Source organism: Halorussus salinisoli (genome assembly GCA_005239435.1).
GTDB lineage: Archaea > Halobacteriota > Halobacteria > Halobacteriales > Haladaptataceae > Halorussus > Halorussus salinisoli.
The window spans coordinates 118,080-139,763 of record SZNP01000008.1; the positions used below are offsets into that span (position 1 = coordinate 118,080).

At 65.5% G+C, this 21,684-nt stretch carries 20 protein-coding genes; 13 read left to right on the forward strand and 7 right to left on the reverse strand.

The features are described from left to right. Position 1: 1 nt before the first annotated feature. A complete protein-coding gene (locus E2484_RS20670) occupies positions 2-769 on the reverse strand; it encodes an MBL fold metallo-hydrolase (RefSeq protein WP_137287086.1) in 768 nt (255 codons plus the stop codon). A gap of 224 nt (positions 770-993) precedes the next feature. Here E2484_RS20670 and E2484_RS26335 point away from each other — a divergent pair, with 224 nt between their 5' ends. Together E2484_RS26335 and E2484_RS20680 are read left to right on the forward strand one after the other, a co-directional pair. Continuing rightward, a complete protein-coding gene (locus tag E2484_RS26335; RefSeq protein ID WP_321112844.1) occupies positions 994-1,551 on the forward strand; it encodes a hypothetical protein in 558 nt (185 codons plus the stop codon). Then, positions 1,548-2,399, forward strand: coding sequence for a zinc ribbon domain-containing protein (locus E2484_RS20680; protein WP_137287088.1), 852 nt, complete (start codon positions 1,548-1,550; stop codon positions 2,397-2,399). Before E2484_RS26335 ends, E2484_RS20680 begins: the two co-directional genes overlap by 4 nt. A gap of 1 nt (position 2,400) precedes the next feature. Here E2484_RS20680 and E2484_RS20685 read toward each other — a convergent pair whose 3' ends face one another. After that, positions 2,401-3,492 (reverse strand): DNA topoisomerase IV subunit A, encoded by a 1,092-nt coding sequence (locus E2484_RS20685; protein WP_137287089.1) that lies wholly within the window; start codon positions 3,490-3,492, stop codon positions 2,401-2,403. Further along, entirely contained in the window at positions 3,489-5,882 is a 2,394-nt protein-coding gene (locus E2484_RS20690) for a DNA topoisomerase VI subunit B (RefSeq protein ID WP_137287090.1), read from the reverse strand. The genes E2484_RS20685 and E2484_RS20690 overlap by 4 nt, the downstream gene beginning before the upstream one ends. Before the next feature lie 181 nt (positions 5,883-6,063). Here E2484_RS20690 and E2484_RS20695 point away from each other — a divergent pair, with 181 nt between their 5' ends. The 4 genes from E2484_RS20695 (at position 6,064) to E2484_RS20710 (ending at position 9,345) form a co-directional block, all read left to right on the forward strand. Beyond that, positions 6,064-7,365 (forward strand): MFS transporter, encoded by a 1,302-nt coding sequence (locus E2484_RS20695; protein ID WP_137287091.1) that lies wholly within the window; start codon positions 6,064-6,066, stop codon positions 7,363-7,365. Continuing rightward, on the forward strand, positions 7,365-8,240 hold the full coding sequence (locus E2484_RS20700) for a polymer-forming cytoskeletal protein (protein ID WP_137287092.1): 876 nt from the start codon (positions 7,365-7,367) through the stop codon (positions 8,238-8,240). Before E2484_RS20695 ends, E2484_RS20700 begins: the two co-directional genes overlap by 1 nt. 190 nt (positions 8,241-8,430) lie before the next feature. Continuing rightward, entirely contained in the window at positions 8,431-8,625 is a 195-nt protein-coding gene (locus E2484_RS20705) for a hypothetical protein (RefSeq protein WP_137287093.1), read from the forward strand. 3 nt (positions 8,626-8,628) lie between these two features. Beyond that, positions 8,629-9,345 (forward strand): YqjF family protein, encoded by a 717-nt coding sequence (locus E2484_RS20710; protein WP_321112846.1) that lies wholly within the window; start codon positions 8,629-8,631, stop codon positions 9,343-9,345. Between the two features lie 79 nt (positions 9,346-9,424). On the opposite strand, the gene E2484_RS20715 is transcribed toward E2484_RS20710, so the two are convergent. Next, positions 9,425-10,123 (reverse strand): type 1 glutamine amidotransferase domain-containing protein, encoded by a 699-nt coding sequence (locus E2484_RS20715; protein ID WP_137287094.1) that lies wholly within the window; start codon positions 10,121-10,123, stop codon positions 9,425-9,427. A 197-nt stretch (positions 10,124-10,320) separates the two neighbouring features. On the opposite strand from E2484_RS20715, the gene E2484_RS20720 reads away from it, so the two are divergent. Genes E2484_RS20720 through E2484_RS20730 form a run of 3 tightly spaced genes read left to right on the forward strand, consistent with a single transcriptional unit; the run spans position 10,321 to position 12,556 of the window. Next, positions 10,321-10,926, forward strand: a complete 606-nt coding sequence (locus E2484_RS20720) for a phosphoesterase (RefSeq protein ID WP_137287095.1) — start codon at positions 10,321-10,323, stop codon at positions 10,924-10,926. Between the two features lie 39 nt (positions 10,927-10,965). Next, entirely contained in the window at positions 10,966-11,787 is an 822-nt protein-coding gene (locus E2484_RS20725; RefSeq protein ID WP_137287096.1) for an ABC transporter ATP-binding protein, read from the forward strand. A 13-nt stretch (positions 11,788-11,800) separates the two neighbouring features. Next, positions 11,801-12,556, forward strand: coding sequence for an ABC transporter permease (locus tag E2484_RS20730; RefSeq protein ID WP_137287097.1), 756 nt, complete (start codon positions 11,801-11,803; stop codon positions 12,554-12,556). On the opposite strand, the gene E2484_RS20735 is transcribed toward E2484_RS20730, so the two are convergent. Together E2484_RS20735 and E2484_RS20740 are read right to left on the reverse strand one after the other, a co-directional pair. Beyond that, positions 12,553-13,446 carry an ABC transporter permease gene (locus E2484_RS20735; protein ID WP_137287098.1) on the reverse strand — a complete coding sequence of 298 codons (894 nt, stop codon included), beginning with the start codon at positions 13,444-13,446 and terminating at the stop codon, positions 12,553-12,555. The genes E2484_RS20730 and E2484_RS20735 overlap by 4 nt on opposite strands. Then, positions 13,446-14,519: an ABC transporter substrate-binding protein gene (locus tag E2484_RS20740; protein ID WP_321112850.1), complete on the reverse strand. Its 1,074-nt coding sequence runs from the start codon at positions 14,517-14,519 to the stop codon at positions 13,446-13,448. The genes E2484_RS20735 and E2484_RS20740 overlap by 1 nt, the downstream gene beginning before the upstream one ends. A gap of 259 nt (positions 14,520-14,778) precedes the next feature. Here E2484_RS20740 and E2484_RS20745 point away from each other — a divergent pair, with 259 nt between their 5' ends. From E2484_RS20745 to gyrA, 3 genes are all read left to right on the forward strand, one after another. After that, on the forward strand, positions 14,779-15,672 hold the full coding sequence (locus tag E2484_RS20745; protein WP_137287100.1) for a mechanosensitive ion channel family protein: 894 nt from the start codon (positions 14,779-14,781) through the stop codon (positions 15,670-15,672). A gap of 102 nt (positions 15,673-15,774) precedes the next feature. After that, a complete protein-coding gene (gene gyrB, locus E2484_RS20750; RefSeq protein WP_137287101.1) occupies positions 15,775-17,694 on the forward strand; it encodes a DNA topoisomerase (ATP-hydrolyzing) subunit B in 1,920 nt (639 codons plus the stop codon). 1 nt (position 17,695) lies between these two features. Next, the gene (gene gyrA / locus E2484_RS20755; protein ID WP_137287102.1) at positions 17,696-20,212 is read left to right on the forward strand and encodes a DNA gyrase subunit A; all 2,517 of its coding nucleotides are present in this window, start codon (positions 17,696-17,698) and stop codon (positions 20,210-20,212) included. Here gyrA and E2484_RS20760 read toward each other — a convergent pair whose 3' ends face one another. After that, a complete protein-coding gene (locus E2484_RS20760) occupies positions 20,213-20,878 on the reverse strand; it encodes an HAD family hydrolase (protein ID WP_137287103.1) in 666 nt (221 codons plus the stop codon). Positions 20,879-21,022: 144 nt separating this feature from the next. Here E2484_RS20760 and E2484_RS20765 point away from each other — a divergent pair, with 144 nt between their 5' ends. Further along, positions 21,023-21,532, forward strand: a complete 510-nt coding sequence (locus tag E2484_RS20765; RefSeq protein ID WP_137287104.1) for a hypothetical protein — start codon at positions 21,023-21,025, stop codon at positions 21,530-21,532. Positions 21,533-21,684: the final 152 nt, after the last annotated feature.

A 21,684-nucleotide genomic window follows, 5' to 3' on the forward strand; every position in this document is an offset into this window, starting at 1 on the left:
ACTACTCGCGCTCGTCCAACACGACCGGAACCCCGCGCTTCGCCACGTCGGCGGCGAACGCGCCCGAGTCGGTCTCCAGCGCCTCGAAGGTGTTGTAGTGAATCGGCAGCACGAGGTCGGGACCCATCTCCTCGGCGAGGGCGGCGGCCTCGTGGCGGTCCATCGTGAACGACCCGCCGATTGGCGGACAGAACAGCGACACGTCGAGTTCCCCGTGGCCCGCCAGCGCGTCGGAGTCGCCCGGCCAGAAGACGGTCACGTCCTCGGCTTCCCGGCCCGGAAGCGTGAGGTGGTAGCCGACGCCGAACCCCTCGGGGTGGAACGGTTCGCCGCTCGAATCGGTGTGCGGACCGTCGGGTTCGTTGTACCCCGGCACCGACCGGACGATGACGTCGCCGAACAGTCGGTCGTCCTCCTCGCCGACCCGGACGACTTCGTAGGGCAGGTCGTCTACGTCCTCGACGTCCCGGTCGATCTTCGGCGGGTAGACCGCCTCGTAGACGACCAGCGTGGCTTCGTCTCCCGCCACGCGCCGGATGCCGTCCGAGTCGTAGTGGTGGTCGTGAGTCACGAGGACCAAATCGCCGTCTTCGGGCCGGTATTCCCGCGCTTCGGGATGGCCCGCGTCGGGCGAGTCCGGCCGCCACTCCCCCGTGAGCGTACCGTACCGGCCGGGGTCCACGTAGACCACGGTTCCGTCGGGCGATTCGAGGCGCAGGCCAGCGTAGCCGAGCCACTCCGCGAGCAGTCCGTCGTGTCGAATCGTCATGGCCGAAGGTTGGTCCGGGCGGGCCTAAACGGTTCGGCCTCGGACAGCGTGCGCTCCGAACGGTCCGACTGGCGACACGTATTTGTCGCCTCACCATCAAATTTCGAGCATGGAAGACGCTCCCGACGACTGGCCCTACGCCGACGAACCCTCCGTCTGTGCGGCCTGCGGGAGCGACGACGACCGATACGTCGTGGTCGAATCGCTAGGTCTGGGGAGCGGCGATGCGAGGCGGTCTCGCACCGACCGAAATCGGCGACTACGGCGGCACTCTCGAGTTCCGATGCTGGCACGCCTGCTGGACCGTCAAAGGCATCGATGCGCTCGAAGACGCCCGAACGCTCGTCGCTCGGGGCGGTCGCGGCAAGTCCGGCCGAGCCTTCGCGCTGGACGACCAGAAGGTCGCCGCGGCCGCGAAACTCGACGCCCGCCGGGTCGCGGTCGGCGACCTCCGACCGCTGGAGCTCCGGAGCGACCCCGAGCGCGAACACGTCCGCTCGCAGGACGAGGCGGTCGAGTCGATGCTGGATTCGTGGTTCGAGAGGAGTGAGGACCCGTTCGGTCACGCCTCGTTCTCTATCGTCACCTCGGTCGCTTCGACGACCGCGTTCACCTCGTCGCCCTCTTCGATGCCGAGTCCGTCTACCGAGTTGCTGGTGATGACCGCCGTCGCTTCCTGCCCAGCGTCCGTCTCCACGACGACTCCGGCATTCGGTTCCCGGGCCGTCTCTCGGAAATGTAGCACAACTCACTTCTTCCGCCCCGAACAAATCGGAACGTGAGTTCTCGCACCACTCCGAACTTCTGCACGCAGTGCGGCGCATCGCTGTCGCCGGGCGACGCCTTCTGCGCGCAGTGCGGGACCGCCGTAAGCGACGAAGCGACCGTCTCGAAGGAGGGGGCGGCCACAGCCACCGGAGCGACCGCTTCGACCCGGCGGGCCGACCTCCGCCGCCGCGTCGAGGACCTCGCGGTCGAGGGCTGGGACGTGAAACGCGACTACGGTGACCGCGTCGTCATGGTGAACCGGGGAATCGGCTCGGTCGGAATGCACGTACTCCTGTTCGCGGTCACCGGCGGCGTCGGAAACCTGCTCTACGCGTGGTACAGCTACTCGGCCGGTGCGGAACGGGTCGAACTTCGGGCCGACGGGACCGAACGCCACCCGTCGAATCACGGCCGCTCGACCGGGTGGAACTGGCGGTCGGCGGTCGCCGTCGCCGCCGGTCTCGCGTTCGGATTCTGCTTGGCACTTACCGGCGTGCTACTCCTCGGGGTCACGTCGTCGCTCGTTTCGACCGGCGTCGCGGTCGCGTTCCTGCTCGCGGCAACCGCCTCGGTGGCGTTCAGCGCCCAGTTCGTCCCCGGTTTCGAGTCGCTCTCGACGTTCGGCCGCCGCCGCACGACCGACGAGAGAGTCGTCGAGGCACCGAACACGCCCTGCTCGGCCTGCTCGCGCCCGGTCGAAACCGGCGTGCGCCGGACCTTCGCCGAGCGTCGCTACGTCGCTGGCTTTCCGGTCGAGACGCTGAACGAGGGCGAGAACAGCTACTGTCGAGCGTGCGCGAACGGAAATCCCTTCGTCGGGGAGCGAATCGACGACCGCGAGAAGAGTCGGGAGTTCGCCTGAGCTACAGCACGCCCATTTCGGTCAGACGCTCCGGCAGATACGTTTCCGTCACGAAGTCCAGCCCGTGAGACGCCAGCGACTGCTGTTCGGACTTCTTCTCGATGTCGAGTTGAATCTCGATCTGCTCCTCCCAGTAGTCGGTCTGGAAGCGCGGGTCCTCCAACTCGCTTTCGAGGGCGTTGATGTCCGAGTCGCTCAGGGGGTCGGTCGGCAGGTCGTACTCCACGATGTCCTCGGGTTGGATGCCGATGTACTGGGCCTCCGGCGTGGCGAGGTACTCGCTGAGGTGGGCCGACTTGATGGACCCGTAGGCGACCGAACTGAAGATGCGGTACGACCACGGGTCACCGTCGGCGAACACCGTGACCGGCAGGTCCAGTTCGTCGTGGAGGCGCTTGGTGATGCGCCGGGTCGCCCGCGCGGGCTGACCCTTGAGGTGAACGACGATGGCGTTGTAATCCTCGTCGAACCCGTTCTCGACCAGTCGGTCGCGCATACCACCGGTCTCCACGCAGAGCACGAAGTCGGCGTCGTGGCCGAGGAACTCGATGGTGTCGGGGTTGTTCGGAATCTGGTAACCGCCCTCGCCCACGTCCTTCTGGCAGTGGATTTCGCGCTCGCCGCGCCGGGTCTGTTCGCGGAGGTGCAGGGGTCCCATGATGGTCGCGCCCGACTCCTCGGGGCGCATGTGGAAGTCCTCGCGCGTGACCTCCGAGACGATTTCCAGGTCCTCGACCAACTGGTTCGACTCGTCCTGCGAGGAGAACTGCGCTTCCTCCACGTCCCAGCTCTCGCTGAGGTAGTAGAGCTCACGCAGGGTCGAAGAGCGGTCCTCCTCCAACTGCTCGGAGAGGAAGTCGATAGTGTATATAGCCTTCAGGAGTTTACGAGCGCCGCGGACGCTGTTGGCGCTCCGGGTGCTCTCGCGGTCGCCGTACACCCACACGTCCTCGTCCTCGTCGAAGACGATGTTGCTCTTGGTCCGGGTGGGGACCGACATTTCGGGGATTTCCCCCCGCTCGAACTGGTCGTAGAACTCCGCGGCGAGGTCGATGAGTTTCTCTTGGGCTTTGGCTTCGTTGTCTGCGCTCATTGGTTGACTGTGAGTTTGGGGTCCTCGATTCCTTCGACGCTAACGTCGAACGATGCATCGCCTTCGACTTCGTACTCCAGCGCGGCCTCGTCGCCGCTCTCGACGGTCGGCGACCACTTGACGAACCACTCGCCGTCCATGTCCACGGCGGTCGCGCCGTTCGAGAGGTTCCGTGGCTCCGCGCTCACGATGTCGGTGATTTCCAGTTCCTCGTTCGTGCTGGAGTTGTTCTCCACGACTAACCGAACTTTGCCGTCCTCGACTTCGCGCTCGACCAGCACGTTGTTCATGATGCGAGCCAGCGCGTCCTCGTACTGCGGTTCGCTCTGGTCGGTCACGTCGGCAAGTTTCTCGGCCATCTCCGGCAGAATCGAGGCGATGACGTTCTGCTTCTTCTTGCGCTTCTGGAGCGATTTGCGCTTGTTGAGATACGACTTCAGTTCGCGGGCGGCCTCCCGAATCGCCAACTCGATCTCGTCCTCGATTTCGGGGACGTTGGCCACCGCGTCCTTGCTCTCGCTGGTGAACGGGACGTTGGTCGAGGCGACGTGGACCATGATGACCGCCGGGCCGGTCGGGATGCCCGAACCGCCCGGTTGACTGAGGTTGTAGTTGCGCCAGCCGATGGACTTCACCACGTCGGTCGTCGCACAGGCCCCGCGCTGGTAGACCAGCGGAACTCGGTTGGCGAACCGGAGCACGTCGGCCTGCCCGTCCTCTTCCAACTCGCCGCCGTAGGCGATTCCGGCCTCCACGATGAAGGGGTCGCCGCCGTGAACGTCGGCGTCGCGGGTCGAGGCGGCGTAGAAGTCGGCGTCGAACTCCTTCTTGAGTCCGGCCTCCACGAGTTCGTCGGTGATGGGAGACAGGCAGTTGGTCGGTGGGGAGATGATGTCGGTCTCCTTCATCGCCTCCAGCAGGTCGCTCGCCATGTCGCGGTCGTCCACGAACTCCCGGGTCTTCGGCACCGCGTCGGGGACCGTCGTCATCGTGTTCCAGACCTCCATCACGACGTTCTCGCGGGCCGTGTCGCCGATGGTGGCGTCGTCGTGCTCCTCGGTGAGTTCGGCCGCACGGTTCACGTACTCCTGGAGTTCGTCGTGGGTCGCACGGTCGCGGTCGCGGCCCTTCTCGAACCGCGTCGCGAGGCGCTCGGCCAGACCGTGGATAGTCTCGTCGTCCTTCCGAGTGCTGGTCGCCTTGTCCACGAGCTGGTAGAGGTCGCTCGACCTGTCGTCGGTGAGTCGCTCCCACGCGGCTTCGACCGCGTTCTCCTGAACCGTGTCGCCGAACGTCTCGCCGTGGTCGTCGCCGACTGCTTCCGCGGTCTCGGTTACGACTTCGGCCAGTTCGTGGTGAGAGAGTCGATTTCGGCCGAGGACGGCCTCGGCCACCCGGTCTCCGAATTCGGCGGTCGCGTCCGCGCTCTTGTTCGAGACCGCGTTTGCGACCGCGCGGGCGAGGTCCGACTTCTCGTGCTGCTGTGGCGGTTGCCACGCGGCTTCCCGTCCGAAGTGGCGGTCTCGGAAGTTGTCGAGGATGGAGTCGGCGGTCTTGCGACCGACTCGGGTGAACTCCTCCTGGACGAATCCCGAGACGCTGTGGGAGTCGGTCGCCGCCAGCATCTTCAGGACCGTACCGAGTTCGACGCCGTGCGGATGGGGGCGAATCTCCTCGGTCTCTGAGGGCAGTTCGTCGGTCGCGCGCTCGAACTGCTGGGGTTCGTCCATACTCGGTTCCTTGAAGGTGAGCCGAGCGTGGGGGTTGACGACCGCTGTGTGTTTCATGTACTTTATCAACTGTGAGCGAGCGCGCATGTTGGCCTCCATCTCCAACTCGATTCGGGTCCCGTGTGTCCGGTCCCACGACGTCGTCCCCGAGTTCTTGATTTCCGGCTCGTTCTCGTCGGTGTCGATGATTAGCTCGAAGTACTCGGCCTCCGCGCTGCCTTTCGTTCGACTGGTGACTCTGGCGGGCTTGCCGGAGGTGAGTTGAGAGTAGAGGACCGCCGCCGAAATCCCGATACCCTGCTGACCGCGCGACTGCTCTCTGGCGTGGAAACGGGAACCGTAGAGGAGTTTCCCGAACACCTTGGGGACCTGCTCTTTGGTGATTCCAGGTCCGTTGTCCTCGACGATGAGGGTGTAGTAGTCGCCCGTATCGTCGATTTCGACGTAGATGTCGGGGAGGATGCCAGCCTCCTCCGTCGCGTCGAGCGCGTTGTCCACAGCCTCCTTCACAGCCGTCACCAATCCTCGGGCTCCGCTGTCGAACCCGAGCATGTGCTTGTTCTTCTCGAAGAACTCGGCGATGGAGATCTGACGCTGGCTCTCGGCCAACTCTTCGGCGATCCCCTCCTCCTCGCCGAGCGTCGACTGGATAGATGGCATTCTGTGGTATCTCGTAGCCGCGTGGATGTTAAAGGCTTCTCGGTGGCGAAGCGAAAGTAAAGACCGTGAACAAATCTTATATTGCTATAGGAAATAGGCGAGGCTCGACCCTCGCCGACCGAGCGTCGCGGCCCGCGCCGAGCGAGGGTTTGAAGGCCGAAACCGCCGATTTCTAGAACGAATGCGACTCTTCGGCTTCCTCCGCGAGCGCGAGTGGACGACGGTTCTGGGCTACGTCCTGTTCGTCACCCTGCTGGCGGCGGGGTACTACTACAACGTCACGTTCGTCCAGTTGGGACTGCTCGACCTCGGAACTCGACTCGTCGGACTGACCGAAGCGCAGGTATCGGCGTGGATGGCGGCGCTCGCTCTGCTGACGTTCGGCGTGGCCGTCGTGACCGGGGTGACGATGGACCGCCGCGGGTGGAGTACCGACCTGCTCGTCAAGTTCCGCATGCTCTTCGGCGTGGTTGCGGTCCAGTTCCTGCTGACGCTGGTCGCGCCGGCCGTCCGGACCGGTCCGGCGTTCGGTACGTGGATACTCGTCGCGTCGGTCGCGCTCGGGGTCGGGATTCCGGTCTCGTTCGGACTGACCATCGATTTCGTACCGGTCGAGGACCGCGGCTACGTCGCGGCGGCGATAACGGCCGTCGCGTACTTCGCGGCCAACGTCTATCCGCTCGACTGGCGCGTCGAGACGTTCAGCGCGGTGATGGTCGCGGCGATGTTGCCCGGACTGGTGGTTCTCGGGGTGCTGGCCTCCGGACGCGTCGGTCCGGCGAATCGCCTCGTCGCTCGACTCGCCGACCAGCACGAGACGTTCGGCGTCGGTCGGTTCTGTCGTCGCGCGACGGTCCGGACCCGGAGTTTCGCGTTCTGGGGACCGGTCGCCCTGATGTTCGGGGTGTTCTTCGTGGACAGTCTGGGCTTTCTCCGCATCGTCGAGACCCCGACGTTCGTCCAGAGCGCGTGGCAGTCTCCGGCGTTTTCGGACCACCTCGCTCTGGGGGTCGTCCACGTCCTCGGTGCGCTCGTGGCGGGCGTCCTCTACACCAACTTCGACCGGAACTGGCTGTTCCTGTGGGTGTTCGGCCTGTTCTCGCTGACACACCTGTTCTACACGACCGACGTACGGATGACAGCGTGGTTCCCCGGTCTCGCTCGCGGGGCCTCCTCGCCGATAAATTCGGCAGTCTACGCGGTGGCGGTGAGTTTCTACACCACCCTCAACTTCGCGCTCTGGCCCGACCTCTCGACGCCGAAGACCGTCGGAACCCACACCGCAATCGGCGTCGGTCTCGCGGGGTGGTTGGCGACGTTCCTCAGCACCGCCGTTGCACTCTACTTCGAGACCGTCGAGTTGACGCTGCTGTCGCATCTCAACGTGGTGAACGCGCTGGCGCTGTTGCTGTTCTGCGGTCTCGTCGTGGCGCTGTATCTCAGACGACTGCTCGCCGTCGCGCGGGCCGAGGGGGGAATCTAATGGCCGACCCCGTCGAAGTCCTGCCCTTACTGGTGGTCGTGGTGTTGCTGATGACCGCGAGCGGACAGCACGTCGAGCAGATGGAGGTCGTCTTCGACGGCGACCGGGAAGTCGCGGACCTCCCGGACGCGCTGGTCGTGGGCGGTGGAACCGTCACGGTTCCTGCCAACGAGAGCGTCTCCGGCGTCGTCTACGTCGTCGGCGGAGACCTGCACGTCGCTGGCGAAATCGACGGCGAGGTGACGCAACTCGCGGGGAACGTCTCGGTCGGCGACGGCGGTTCCGTCACCGGGGAGTTGCAGACCATCGCCGGCGAGACCTCCGTCGCGGCGGGTGCGACGGTCGGAACGCGCTCGACAGTCGAGTTCGTCCAGCAGGAACGCTCGCCAGCGACCCAGTTCGGCTTTCTCGCGTTGCAGGCGCTCGTCCTCGCACTCGCGGGCGGCGCGCTCGCCCGCCGCCGGCCAGCGCTCTTGGGCAACGTCGGCGATTCGGTGGTTCACCACTCGGTCGTCAGCGGCGTCGTCGGCGCGTTCACCGGCGTGACCGCCCTCGCGTTGTTCGTCTTCATGGCGTTCACGCTGATTCTCGTTCCGGTCAGTATCTTCGGACTCGCGCTCGGCCTGCTCACGGTCGCTTACGCCTACGTCGTCTACGGATATCTGGTCGGCAAGGCGCTCCCCATCGACCGGCCGGACCTCGCGTCGGCCGCGGGCGTCGCGGCGTTCGTCGTCGGGACGAACCTCCTCGGCCGTGTTCCGCTCCTCGGCACCGCGATTCGCGGCCTCCTCGTGGTGACGGGCCTCGGCGCGGTCCTCATCACCTACTTCGGCTTCCGGGAGTTCGAACCTGCGCTCGCGGAACTCGAAGAGTGAACGAATAGAGCAACTTTTATATTCGTATTAGATTTGTCTCTGTAGGCTTTAGGCATAGTAAGTTGTGTCTCAGTTACGTACTCGCGTTAGACTTTCCAGACTACCACGGCGAACACCGAGAGCTATACCCACGGAGTCGTCCCGACGACCGATACCGACCCTTTTGCCGGTTCCCACCGAAGAAACCGGTATGAGCAGACTTCTGAGCACCGTCCTGAGTTGGGTCAGTTCCTTCGCCGTCGCGTATCTCGTGGGGTCGGCGATACGTGACCGACGGACCGGCGTCCGAGCAGGTCTCGTCGCCGCGACGGTCGCGGCGACCGTTAGCTGGATCGCCTACACTGCGGTAGAGACCACCGAAACCCCGACTCCCGATGAGTTGTAGACGATGCTCACGCTCCACATGGGGTGGCGACACCTCCTGTTCGCCAACTGGCCGGTCGCGCCCGAGGAGGTCGAACCCCGGATTCCGGACGCGCTGTCGGTGGACACCTACGACGGGCGGGCGTGGCTCTCGGTCGTCCCGTACGTCAACGTGGACGTGCGCCCGCGCTGGGTACCGTCCGGCCTCGGCGTTCGCCTCCCGGAACTCAACCTCCGGACGTACGTCAGCACGGAGGGCGAGTCCGGCGTCTACTTCTTCAGCCTCGACGCCGACGGACTACCGGGCGTCGGACTGGCGAGCGTCCTCGGCGCACGCCTGCTCCACGCCCTACCGTACTACTACGCCGACATCGACTGCTCGGCCGACGGCGACACCGTCCGATTCGAGAGTCGCCGACGCCACCCCGGCGCGCGGCCGGTCCGATTCGCGGCGACGTATGGCCCGACCGGCGAGGAGTTCCGGGCCGAGCGCGGGTCGCTGGCCGAGTTCCTGACCGAGCGCTACCGATTCTACACAGAGGGCCAAAACGGCGCGATTCGCTACGCCGACATCCGCCACGACCGATGGTCGCTCTACCACGCGACCGCCGAAATCGCGGAGAACACGTTGTTCCGCGCCGACGGGTTCGCCCGTCCCGAGGTCGACCCGATCTGCTACTACAGTCCGGGCCTCGACGTGCTGGCGTCGCCGAGCCGCGAACTGGAACGCACTCGTGGGTGATTAGAATCAGTACCGGTTGACCGATGCGCAGTCGTGGTTAGCTCGAAACGCGACCGCGGGTAACTCGAAAACGTCGAGTTCAGGCCGAGGTTTCGACGCCGAGTTCGTCCAGTAGCGTCGTCGCGCCCTCGCGGGAGGACGCCGGACCTCGTGCCGTCACGAGGTCGCCGTCCACTTTCACGCTCACGTCCGAATCGACTTCGGCGTCCCAGTTACCGCCCGCGGCTTTCACCTCGTCTTCGACCCAGTAGGGCATCTTCCGGCCGTCGGGCAACACGTCGTTTTCGTCCACGATGGCCTCGTCCCACTCGTTCGGGAACCCCGTCACGTCTCGACCCGCGGCGATGGGTTCGCCGTCTTCCCCTTCTGCGAACGCCAGCAGTGCGACCGCGTGGCAGACGACCATCGCCTTGCCGTCGTCCCCTTCGACTGCCTCGCGGAGGAGTTGGCGGGCGTGTTTGTCCTGGTTCACGTCCCACTCCGTACCGTGGCCGCCGGGGAACACGACGGCGTCGTAGTCGCTGGCGTCGGTCTTCGCGATCGGCGTCGGGTCGTTCAGGCGCTCGTCGTTCTCGTGCGCCTGTTTCACCCGCTCGGCGGTCTCCTCGTCTACGAACTGAGCGTCCGGGTCGGTCGAAGTCGGGTCGATGACCGGCGGCGACCCGCTCGGCGTGGCGACCGTCACGTCGAACCCCGCATCGTCGAGCGTCTGAAGCGGCTCGACGCACTCTTCTCCCCAGTACCCCTCTTCGCTGACCACGAATAGTGCAGAAGGCATGCATCCCGTCTTGGGCCGGTTCACGTAAACTCGCTTCGCCAGTCTATTTATAAATCTTCGTCCGAGAACCGTCAGACTGGGACGGTTTCTGATTCGCATCTCTATTTTAAAGACGTGAGAGGAGTAGGGGCCCGGAACCACCCCATCACGGAGGACCCCCATCAGATAGTTGACGGAGCGCGACGTACGCCGAACCGATGAGCCTTCTCCGGGAGTTCATGCGCATCTATCAGTACCTCTTCCATCCGGGCGTAGTTCTCGCCGTCACGCTACTCCTGCTCGTCTACCGCGAGTGGGCGACCGACCGTACCCACGTCCGAAGTCTCGTGGTCAGAATCGGCACCCTGCTCGGCGTCGAACTCGTCGCGGTCGTCCCGCTGGCGGTCTACCTGCTCGTTCGCAAACCGCCAGTAACGCGGCTCACCGCCGGGTCCGACTGGCGAATCAATCTGGTGACTGCTGTCTCGTTGCTCGTCGGCGGCGCGCTCCTGTGGTACGTCTGGTCGGCGAACTCGTGGGGAGCGACCGTCAGCACTGCGGGAGTCGCCGTCTCCCTGACGGCGGTCCCGTACGCGCTCGTCGCACCGGTCTGGAACGTCTCCGGACACGTCACGTTCACGCTCGTCCCGACGCTGTTGCTCGCGCTCTCGGACCGGCGGTTCTGGCCGTTGCTCTCGATTCCGACGGTGATGGTCCTCAACAGACCGGTTCTCGGCGCGCACACGTGGCTCCAATCGCTCGGGGGACTCGCGCTCGGAACGGTCGGCGTGCTGGCGGCGGTAGCGACGTCGTCGCGGGCGTAAATCACCTATGGCTCGGGGTCGTTACGTTCCACGAACTCGATGGGGGGAGACAAAACCGGTGCGCGAGCGACGGACGAATCGGGGCGCGAGCGGAGCCAACGGAGCGAGACCGCGATTCGATTGGACGGCGTGACCGTGGACTTCGAGGAGGTTCGGGCCGTGGCGGACGTGGACCTCCGAGTGAGCGAGGGCGAGTTCGTCACGGTCATCGGTCCCTCGGGGTGCGGGAAGACCACCCTGCTCCGGACGGTCGGCGGGCTACAGGACCCGACCGCGGGCACCGTCCGGGTCGGTGGCTCCCCGCCGGAGCGCGCGCGACGGGCGGGCGAGTTCGGGTTCGTCTTCCAACAGCACGCGCTCTTGCCGTGGAAGTCGGCGCTCGAAAACGTCGTCTTCCTCCGGAAGATGGTGGGGAAGTCGCCCGACCGTGAACGGGCGCGCGAACTGCTCGCTACCGTCGGTCTCGCGGGGTTCGAGGACGCCCGGCCCGCCGAACTCTCGGGCGGGATGGCCCAGCGGGTCGCCATCGCGCGGGCGCTCCACCTCGGGGCGTCGGTCCTGCTGATGGACGAACCCTTCGGCGAACTCGACGAACTCACCCGCGAGGAGATGGGCGTCGAGGTCCGGCGGGTCTGGCGCGACCAGCGCAAGACGGTCGTGTTCGTCACTCACAGCGTCCCCGAGGCCGTCTTCCTCGCCGACAGGTGCGTCGTGATGAGCGACCAACCCGGGGAGATAGCGGGCGTCTTCGACGTGGAACTGCCCCGCCCGCGCGACGAGTCGGTGTACGGCACTACGGCGTTCCAGGAGCAGGTCGCGCGCGTCCGGACCGCGCTCCACGAGGGGTACGAACTGCGATGACCCGCGACCGACCATGAGCCACGCAGACCGAATCCCGGCAGCCAATCTCTCGCTCCCGGCGGCCGCGCTGGTCGTCGGAATCCTCGCGTGGTGGTCGGTGGTCGTCCTGTTCGGCGTTCCGGCGTATCTGCTCCCGACGCCCGCCGCAGTCGCCGCCCGACTCGCGGGTCGGCCGGGTCTCTACGCCTGGAACGCGGCGACGACGCTCCGAACGATTCTCGCGGGCGGGACCGCGGGCGTCCTCGCCGGATTCGGCGCGGCCGCGGTGGTCGTCCACTCGACCGTCCTCCGGCGCGCGCTCTCGCCCTACCTCGTCACGGCGCGCGTCCTGCCGAAAATCGCGGTCGCGCCGCTCCTGTTGGTCTACCTCGGGACCGGCGCGGGGACCGCCCTCGCGTTCGTCGCGCTCGTGGCCTTCTTCCCGACGTTCGTGAGTTCGGCGTCCGGTCTCCGGGAGACGCCCGACGAGTATCTCGACCTGCTCCGGTCGGTCGAGGCCGGTCCCCTCCGCGCGTTCCTCTTCGTCAGGATTCCGGCCGCGCTCCCCTCGGTCTTCGCGGGACTGAAGCAGTCGGCCGCGCTCGCGGTGGTCGGCGCGGTGGTCGCCGAGTGGATTCTGACCGACGCGGGACTCGGCTATCTGGTCCTCGTCGGGTCGGAGAACGTCCAGACCGACGCGGTGCTGGCGGCCGTGGTCGTCCTCTTCGCCGAGGGGATGGCGGTGTACGGAGCGGTCGCGGCGGTCGAAAACTGGGTTTCGTGGCGCTAGTTCCACTCCACCCGACGTTCGACCAACGTGGGAGTGAGGTAGAACCCGACGCCCAACACCGCCAGCACGCCCAGCGCGGCCACCATCCGGGCGGTCTGGAGTCGCGTGGAGGCCCGGAAGACCCGGTAGCCGATTCCGGCCTTCAGGGTGAGGAACTCCGCGACCACCGCACCGACGACGCCCGCGGCGGCCGCTATCTTCAGCCCCGCGAACGCCTGCGGGGCCGCGGCCGGGAGTCGCACACGGAGGTACTGCGCCGCGGACGACGCGCCGACCGAGCGCGCCAGCGCGAGATACTCGTCGGGCGTCGCGGCCAGTCCCTGATAGGTCGCTATCGTCACCGGGAAGACGGCCAGCGCGGCCGCGAGCAGGGCGCGGGCGGGCACGCCGTCGCCGAACCACCGGAAGAGAAGTGGCGCGACCGCGACGACTGGGACGACCCGGAGCGCGACCACGTAGGGCCGGACCACCGCCCGAGTCGTCTCGGAGGCCGACATCGCCACCGCGAGCGCCGCGCCGACGAGCGCGCCACCGACGATTCCGAGGCCCGCCGTGAGCGCCGTGACTCCCGCGGCCCCGACGAGCGCGGGCCAGTGGTCGGCGAGCGACGCGGCGACGTCTGCCGGACTCGGGAAGATTACGTCGGGGACCGCGGCGGTCCGGGCGGCCCACCACCACGCGACCAGCGCGAGGGCGGCCACGACGACCGGCGGACCGACTCGCGCGGCGAGCGCAGACGCGCGGGACGCGACCGAGCGCGACGCACTCGCGGCCGAACGCGGCCCGCCCGCGTCGGACGCCTGCGGGGGCGGGCCGGACGCGGGCGAGTCAGATGCCTGCGACTCGGAGGCGGGCGTGCGCGACTCGGACCCCGACGAGTCGGAGGTCATCAGTTCCGACTGTCGGAGGTGGTCCCGGAAGTGGTTTCGCCGGAAGCGGTTCCGCCGGAAGTCGCCGTCTCGGGCGGCGAGACGGTCTCGGCGTACCGTCCGACGTACTGGTAGTCCGTGTCGAGATACTCGTTGGTCCAGACCGACGAGGGGTCGGTCTCGCCGCCGAGGAGGTCGGCGTCACGCAGAGCCCGGTACGTCGTCTCCCACGGTCGCGCCTCGCTCCAGCCCCATCCCTGCTGGCGAACCGTCCGGGAGAGGACGTACTGGCTGGCCATCTCGACCCACTTGGCCCGCTGGGTGTCGGCGGTCTCGGAGAGGGCCGGATTCGCCTCGACCAGCATCTCGGTGGCCCGGCCGGGGTTGTCGGTCGCCCACGCCGCGCCGCGGGCGGTCGCGTTCAGGAAGCCCCGGACCGTCTCGGGATTTCGGTCGGCGAAGTCCGGATTCGTGCCCACGACGTGGCCGTAGGAAGGAATCGTCTCGGCGACCGGAATCGACGAGACCGACCCGGCCTCCCGTCGCGCGACTACTGCGTCGGCGAAGACCCCGCCCGCGGCGTCGACTTCGCCGCCGAGCAACTGCTGTACCGTGTCGAACCCGGTGTCCACGAGTTCCACGTCCGAGAGGACGCCCTTCTCCTCCAGCAGGAGTTTCGTGAGAACCCGGACCATGCCGGGTCCGGTGCCGACCGTCTTGCCCGCGAGTTGGTCGGCGCTGGTCAGTTCGCCGCCGAAGGTCTCGCGGGTGGTGAACACCACGACCGGACTCTTCTGCATCACGACCCCGACCGACCGCGGCGAGAGGCCTCGCGTGTTGACGTTGAGCATCTGGTCGGCGCTCGTGACGGCGAACTCCGTGTTGCCGAGCCCGACCTGCTTGGCCGCGAAGTCCGACCCCTGGCCGCTCTCGATTCCGGCGAGGTTCACGCCCTGTTCGTCGTAGTACCCCCTCGCCTTCGCGGCGTAGTACGGGACGTGAAGCCCGTTCGGTTTCCAGTTCAGGAGCAGGCCGACCCCCCCGGACTGGGCCGCGCTAGTGGCGACTGCTCCGGTCAGTCCAACCGCACTCACACCCGTTGCTCGTAAGAACTCTCGTCGTGTCTCCCCCATCGTTTCCGTCGAAGGTCACGACTGTCACCGTCATAATCGTTCGGGGAACGATCGGCGGACGTGCGACTCTCCGGCCGTGGGGGTCCGGTCGAGCGATCTGGCCTCGCCGGGAAGCGACCGGGCCTAATCGAGAGGACTCCCACGTTCCGCGGGGCTCTCTGCCGTAACTGGTCGTTTCGGTCCAAACTCCTTTATAGAATGTCGACGAACTGGTACGAGCATGATACCGCTACAGCAACTCGACTGGCCGACCTCCCTCCCGGAGTTTCTGGCCCAGTTCGGCGACCTGCTCTGGGACGTGGTCGCATTCGTCGTCGCCTTCGCGGTGGTCTACTTCGTCGGGCGATACCTGTTGGTGAAACTCGTCCGGCGGTCGTTGTCGGTCCGCGGGTTCGACCGGACGGTGGTCCAGTTGGCGACCACGACTGCGGGTGCGCTGGCCTTCTTCGTCGCCATCGCGGTCGCCTTCACGGTCGCGGGGTTCGGGAGTTTTCTGGCGGCGTTCGCCACGCTAAGCGGTGCGCTGGCGCTGGCGCTCGGATTCGCGGCCCAGGACATCGTGGCCAACTTCGTCGCCGGGGTGTTCATCCTCAAGGACAAGCCCTTCGAGGTCGACGACTGGATAGAGTGGGACGACACGACGGGCGTGGTCCGGGAGATAGACCTCCGAGTGACGAAGGTCGAGACGTTCAACAACGAGGTCGTCACGGTTCCGAACTCAGAACTCGCCAACAACGCGGTCAAGAACGCGATGGCGAACGATCGTCTCCGCCTCCAGTTCGTCTTCGGCATCGGGTACGACGACGACATCGACGAGGCCGCCGACGTCATCCTCGAAGACGCCCGGTCCATTCCCGAAGTCCTGAACGACCCCGAACCGTCGGTCCGGACCGCCGAACTCGCCGACTCCTACGTCGGACTCGAATCCAGAATCTGGATAGCGGACCCCGGCCGCGGGAAGTTCAAGCAAGTCCTCTCCGACCACGTGAAGGGCGTCAAAGAGCGGTTCGACGCCCGCGGCGTCGACATGCCGTACCCCTACCGCGAACTGACCGGTGGCATCTCTATCGAGGAGGTGGGAAATCTCGACCAAGTGGACGTGACCGGCGACTGATTATCACGATCCTTCCCGCCCTCTCGTATTTTTGACATTCTTTTCATGCGCGCGCGTGCGAGGGATTTATCAGGAAGGAACTGCTACCCTGAATCAGGTTTTATGAGTCAGGAAAGCGAATACGGGGCCGGGCAAATCCAGGTTCTCGAAGGCTTACAGGCAGTTCGGAAACGCCCGGCGATGTATATCGGTTCTACCGACGCACGAGGGTTACACCACCTCGTGTTCGAAGTCGTTGACAATTCTATCGACGAGGCCCTCGCCGGTTACTGTGACTCGATTGATGTGAGTATTCACGACGACGGGTCGGTCGCCATCTCGGACGACGGGCGTGGCATCCCCGTGGACACCCACGAGGAGTACGACAAGCCCGCAGTCGAAGTCATTCTGACCGTCCTCCACGCTGGCGGGAAGTTCGACAACAAGTCGTATCAGGTCTCCGGCGGCCTCCACGGCGTCGGCGTCAGCGTCGTCAACGCCCTCTCGGAACGCCTCGAAGTCGAGGTCAAGCGCGACGGCGCACTCTGGCATCAGGAGTTCGAGCAGGGCGAACCCGCCACCTCGTTGGAGCGGGTTCGAGACCTCGAACCCGACGAAGGGACGGGCAGCGAGATTCGGTTCTGGCCCGACAGCGACATCTTCGAGACCACCGAGTTCGCCTACTCGACGCTCGAGAGTCGCCTGCGCGAACTGGCCTTCCTCAACTCCGGCGTAGGTATCTCGCTGTCGGACCTGCGCGGCGAGGACGGAAAGTCCGACACGTTCGAGTACGAGGGTGGCATTCGGGAGTTCGTCGAGTATCTCAACGAGACCAAGACGCCGCTCCATCAGGAGGTCATCTACTTCGAGGACGAAGACCAGAACATCCAGGTCGAGGTGGCGATGCAGGCCACCGACGAACTCCAGGGGTCGATTCACGCCTTCGCCAACAACATCAACACCCGCGAAGGCGGCACCCACCTCACCGGGTTCAAGACCGCCCTCACCAGGTTCGTCAACGACTACGCCAACGAGAACAACCTCTTGGGCGACTTGGACGAGAACCTCAAGGGCGAAGACGTGCGCGAAGGTCTGACCGCAGTCATCTCGGTCAAACACCCCGACCCGCAGTTCGAGGGCCAGACCAAGACCAAGCTCGGCAACAGCGAGGTCAGAGGCATCGTGGAGTCGGCGATTCACGAGGGGCTCTCGACCTACTTCGAGGAGAACCCCCAGACCGCCGAGGCCATCGTCTCGAAGGCCGCCGAGGCCGCGAAGGCCCGGAAGGCCGCGAAGAAGGCCGAGGAACTGACCCGCCGGAAGAACGCGCTGGAATCGACTGCGCTCCCCGGCAAACTCGCGGACTGCCAGTCGCGCGACCCGACCAAGTCGGAACTGTTCGTGGTCGAGGGCGACTCGGCGGGTGGAAGCGCGAAGCAAGCCCGCGACCGCGAGTTTCAGGCCATCCTTCCGCTGTTCGGCAAGGTGCTGAACGTCGAAAAGCACCGACTCGACCGCGTGCTGGAGAACGACAAGATTCGTCACTTCATCACCGCACTCGGCACGGGCATCGGCGACGAGTTCGAGATAGAGGACGCCCGTTACCACAAGATAATCATCATGACGGACGCGGACGTGGACGGAGCCCACATCCGGACGCTCTATCTGACGCTCCTGTACCGGTACATGAAGCCCCTGCTGGAAGCGGGCTACGTCTACGCGGCCCAACCGCCGCTGTACCGGATTCGCTACCGCGGCGAGACCTACGACGCCATGACCGAGGAGGAGCGCGAACGCATCATCGAAGAGGAGTGTGACGGCAACCCCACGCAGGTCCAGCGGTTCAAGGGTCTCGGAGAGATGAACCCCGAACAGCTGTGGGAGACCACGATGAATCCCGAGAACCGCATCCTGAAGCAGGTCACCATCGAGGACGCCGCCGCGGCGGACAAGATGTTCTCCGTGCTGATGGGCGATGCCGTCGAACCGCGAAAACAGTTCATCAAAGAACACGCCAGCGAAGCTGACTGGGTTGACATCTGATATGAGTACGGACACACCCGACCTCCCCGACGAGGTCGCAGAGCGAGTACGGAACGTCCGCGTCGAGGACGAGATGGAACAGAGCTACATCGACTACGCGATGTCGGTCATCGCGGGACGTGCGCTGCCGGACGTGCGCGACGGGTTGAAACCCGTCCACCGGCGCATCCTCTACGCGATGCACCGGTCGGGCATCACCAGCGGTGCGAGCCACCGCAAGTCCTCGAACATCGTCGGCGACACCATGGGTGACTTCCACCCGCACGGCGACAAGTCCATCTACGACGCGCTGGTCCGGATGGCACAGGACTTCTCGATGCGGTACCCCCTCGTGGACGGACAGGGGAACTTCGGGTCCATCGACGGTGACCCCGCCGCCGCAATGCGGTACACGGAGGCCCGAATGGCTCCCATCGCCGAGGAGTTGCTGTCCGACATCGACATGGACACCGTCGACTGGCAGTCGAACTACGACGACCGCTTACAGGAACCGGAGGTGCTGCCGTCGGCCTTCCCGAACCTGCTGGTGAACGGTTCGTCGGGCATCGCGGTCGGCATGTCCACGAACATCCCGCCGCACAACCTCGGCGAGGTCGTCGACGCGACCGTCGAACTCATCGAGAACCCCGACGCGACCGTCGAGGACCTGATGGAACACGTCAAGGGACCGGACTTCCCGACCGGCGCGAACATCGTCGGTCGGAACGCGGTCCACGCCGCGTACAAGACGGGGCGGGGCCGAATCCGGATGCGAGCGGAGTTCGAGGTCGAGGAGCGCGAGACGGGGAGCGACCGCATCGTCATCACTGAACTCCCGTTCCAGACCAACAAGGCCCGGATGATAGAGAAGATAGCCGACGCGGTCAACGACGGGTCGCTCGAAGGAATCCGCGACCTCCGCGACGAGTCCGACCGCGACGGCATCCGAGTCGTTGTCGAACTCAAGCAGAACGCGATGACCGAGGTCGTCAAGAACCAACTCCTCGAAGGCTACCTCGAGAAGACCTTCGGCGTCATCAACCTCGCACTGGTGGACGGCGAACCCAAGGTGCTGTCGCTAAAGGAGACGCTCGAACACTATCTCGACCACCGGAAGGAGGTCGTCCGGCGCCGGAGTCAGCACGAACTCGACGAGGCCGAAGACCGCGCTCACATCCTCGAAGGCCGACTCACGGCGCTCGAAAACGCCGACGACGTGGTGGACATCATCCAGGAGGCCCAGGACCGCGACGAGGCCAAGGCCGATCTGCAGGACGCCTACGACTTCTCGGACGAGCAGGTCGACCACATCGTCCGGATGCAGTTGGGGAGTCTCACTTCGATGGAGACCGCCGAAATCGAAGCCGAATACGAGGAGGTCGAGACCCGCATCGAACGCCTCGAGACCATCCTCGGCGACGAATCCGAACTCCTCTCGGTCATCAAGGAGGAGCTACTGGAGGTCAAAGACGAGTACGGCGACGACCGCCGGACGAGTTTCATCGAGAACACCGACGAAGTGACCCGCGAAGACCTCATCGCCGAGGAGGACGTGGTCGTGGTCGTCACCGAACAGGACTACGTCAAGCGGATGCCCGTCTCCCAGTTCGACGCTCAGAACCGCGGCGGCAAGGGCATCATCGGCGGCGACATCAAGGAGGGCGACCGGGTGTCGAAGGTGTTCCGGGCCAACACCCACGACTACCTGCTCTGTTTCACGAACCAGGGGCAGGTCTATCGCCTGAAGACCTACGAGATCCCCGAGATGTCCCGGACCGCCCGGGGCAAGTCGGCCATCAACCTGCTCGACCTTGACGACGGCGAGGAGATTACCGCGGTCGTCAACACCGACGACTTCGAGGACGACGAGTATCTGGCGATGGTCACGCGCCGAGGGATGGTCAACCGGACGGTCGCTAGCGACTTCGACAACATCCTCTCGACCGGCATCATCGCCGCCAAACTGGAGGAGGGTGACGAGCTCGTGGACGTGAAGGTGACGGACGGGACGACCGACCTGCTCATCGCCACTCGGAACGGGATGGCGATTCGGTTCGACGAGTCGGAGGTCACCGCGACCGGTCGGCGAACCAAAGGAGTCAACGGGGTCAAGTTGCGCGACGACGACGCGGTCGCGGGGATGGTCACGGCGACGAACGACGACGACCGAGCGCTGTTGACCGTCACCGAACGAGGGTACGGCAAACGGACGCTGCTTCCCGAGTACCGAAAGCAGTCGCGGTACGGCTACGGTCTGGTCGACATCAAGACCGGCGACCGGAACGGAGGCGTCACGTCGGTCAAGGCCGTCGACCCGGACGACGACCTCGTTATCATGAGCGAGGACGGTCAGATTATGCGCATCCGGGCGGCCGACATCTCCGAGGTCGGCCGAAACACCATGGGCGTGAAAGTGATGGAACTCGAAGCCGACGACAGCGTGGCGAGCGTGGACGTGCTGTCCGCCGAAACCCCCGACGAGTCCGCGGAAAGCGCGGAACCCGACGAGGGAGCCGAACCCGCCGAGAGCGCCGAGTAACTACCCGCCGTTCGCTATTTTCGCGACTTCGTGCAGGTCAGTGACTTCGTAGTCCGGTTCGACCGATAGCTCGACGCCCGCACAGTGGTCGCGCCGGACGAACGCCGAGTCGAGTCCCGCGCGCCGGGCCGCCTCCACGTCGCTCTCGCTGTCGCCGACGTAGAGCGCCGAGTCGGCACCGAGGTCGGCCATTGCGCGTTCGAGGAAGTGCGGATCGGGCTTCTTGCGGTCCAAGCTCTCGACGCCCAGTTCGCGGCCGTAGTAGGTGTCGACCCAGTCGGCGAACTCACAGAAGTCGAGGACGAACTCGATGGTCGCGTGCTGGTTGGAACTCACGATACCGAAGTCGTGGGCGAGGCTCTCGATGGCGGACACGTCGTCGTAGCGCCCGCGTTTGCCCTCGCGGAACTCGGCGAGTTGGGCCTCCGAGGCGTGGCGGTCACGCGCGAGCCAGAACGTCTCCGGGTCGAGACCGTAGGGCCGACAGACTGCCTCCAGACTCTCGGGCGTGACGCCGCGCAACACGTCGGCGACGTGTTCGTCGTCGGGCGAATCGACCCCCACAGCTCGGAAGGCCGATTCGGCCGCCCGACGCAGGGTCTCGTCGGCCGGGGGTTCGACCAGCACGCCGTCGTTGTCGAAGAGGATGGCGTCGTAGTAGGTCACGTGACGTGATGGCTCGGGGAGGTGACTTGGGTGTGTCGATTCGCTTACTCTCGCCGAGACTGGCGTTTACCGTTGAACGACCCCGTACGGACGGTATCCAGAACCGTTATGCTGACCGGTGACCTTCATCATAGTTGATTAACTATGGTGGCGAAAGCCGTGGTCGGCCAACGCGAAACGTTCGAGGCGAGTACCGGTCTCCGCAACGGCGCGGTCCTGATGGCCGTCGCCGGATTGGGGTTCGTCGGCTACGGGGTAGTGTTCCTCTATCGGACGTTCTTCGGGTCGGGCTTCGAGTTGGGCGTCAGTACCATCGGTGGCGTCACCCGAGCCGACCTCGCCGCGAGCAATCCGGAGATGCTACACTACATCAGCCATCTCCACGTCGCCGTCTCCGGACTGCTCATCGGGGCTGGCATCGGCGTCGTGGCACTCGCCTGGTACGGCGTTCGGAGTGGCCAACTGTGGGCGTGGGCGACTGCAGTCGCCGTTCCCGTCGTGTCGCTCGCCATCGCGCTCCCGATGCACTACTTCGACTTCTTCGCCCACGACTGGGTGACGCATCTCGGTCCTATCTACGTCGCAGTTATCGTGTTCGTGGTCGGCGCGGTGCTGGCGTACCGCAGCATGCAAACTGCGAGTCGGTCGGCGTAGTACACCGAAACGGAGTTTCGCGAACACCGAGCACGATTTTCACGGGGCCTGTTCCCGACGTGAGTTACCGGGATAACCAAATATATGGTTCTTAAACAAGTGAAGGAACTTCTAAAGGAAATAATTTACTGTCTTTAAGCAATACAGGACTA

What these genes read in the sequence shown, in the direction of transcription:
- E2484_RS20670 (WP_137287086.1), bottom strand. Translation starts at nt 769, where the DNA reads ATGACGATTCGACACGACGGACTGCTCGCGGAGTGGCTCGGCTACGCT.
- E2484_RS26335 (WP_321112844.1), top strand. Translation starts at nt 994, where the DNA reads ATGCGAGGCGGTCTCGCACCGACCGAAATCGGCGACTACGGCGGCACT.
- E2484_RS20685 (WP_137287089.1), bottom strand. Translation starts at nt 3,492, where the DNA reads ATGAGCGCAGACAACGAAGCCAAAGCCCAAGAGAAACTCATCGACCTC.
- E2484_RS20690 (WP_137287090.1), bottom strand. Translation starts at nt 5,882, where the DNA reads ATGCCATCTATCCAGTCGACGCTCGGCGAGGAGGAGGGGATCGCCGAA.
- E2484_RS20695 (WP_137287091.1), top strand. Translation starts at nt 6,064, where the DNA reads ATGCGACTCTTCGGCTTCCTCCGCGAGCGCGAGTGGACGACGGTTCTG.
- E2484_RS20700 (WP_137287092.1), top strand. Translation starts at nt 7,365, where the DNA reads ATGGCCGACCCCGTCGAAGTCCTGCCCTTACTGGTGGTCGTGGTGTTG.
- E2484_RS20705 (WP_137287093.1), top strand. Translation starts at nt 8,431, where the DNA reads ATGAGCAGACTTCTGAGCACCGTCCTGAGTTGGGTCAGTTCCTTCGCC.
- E2484_RS20710 (WP_321112846.1), top strand. Translation starts at nt 8,629, where the DNA reads ATGCTCACGCTCCACATGGGGTGGCGACACCTCCTGTTCGCCAACTGG.
- E2484_RS20715 (WP_137287094.1), bottom strand. Translation starts at nt 10,123, where the DNA reads ATGCCTTCTGCACTATTCGTGGTCAGCGAAGAGGGGTACTGGGGAGAA.
- E2484_RS20720 (WP_137287095.1), top strand. Translation starts at nt 10,321, where the DNA reads ATGAGCCTTCTCCGGGAGTTCATGCGCATCTATCAGTACCTCTTCCAT.
- E2484_RS20725 (WP_137287096.1), top strand. Translation starts at nt 10,966, where the DNA reads ATGGGGGGAGACAAAACCGGTGCGCGAGCGACGGACGAATCGGGGCGC.
- E2484_RS20730 (WP_137287097.1), top strand. Translation starts at nt 11,801, where the DNA reads ATGAGCCACGCAGACCGAATCCCGGCAGCCAATCTCTCGCTCCCGGCG.
- E2484_RS20735 (WP_137287098.1), bottom strand. Translation starts at nt 13,446, where the DNA reads ATGACCTCCGACTCGTCGGGGTCCGAGTCGCGCACGCCCGCCTCCGAG.
- E2484_RS20745 (WP_137287100.1), top strand. Translation starts at nt 14,779, where the DNA reads ATGATACCGCTACAGCAACTCGACTGGCCGACCTCCCTCCCGGAGTTT.
- gyrB (WP_137287101.1), top strand. Translation starts at nt 15,775, where the DNA reads ATGAGTCAGGAAAGCGAATACGGGGCCGGGCAAATCCAGGTTCTCGAA.
- gyrA (WP_137287102.1), top strand. Translation starts at nt 17,696, where the DNA reads ATGAGTACGGACACACCCGACCTCCCCGACGAGGTCGCAGAGCGAGTA.
- E2484_RS20765 (WP_137287104.1), top strand. Translation starts at nt 21,023, where the DNA reads ATGGTGGCGAAAGCCGTGGTCGGCCAACGCGAAACGTTCGAGGCGAGT.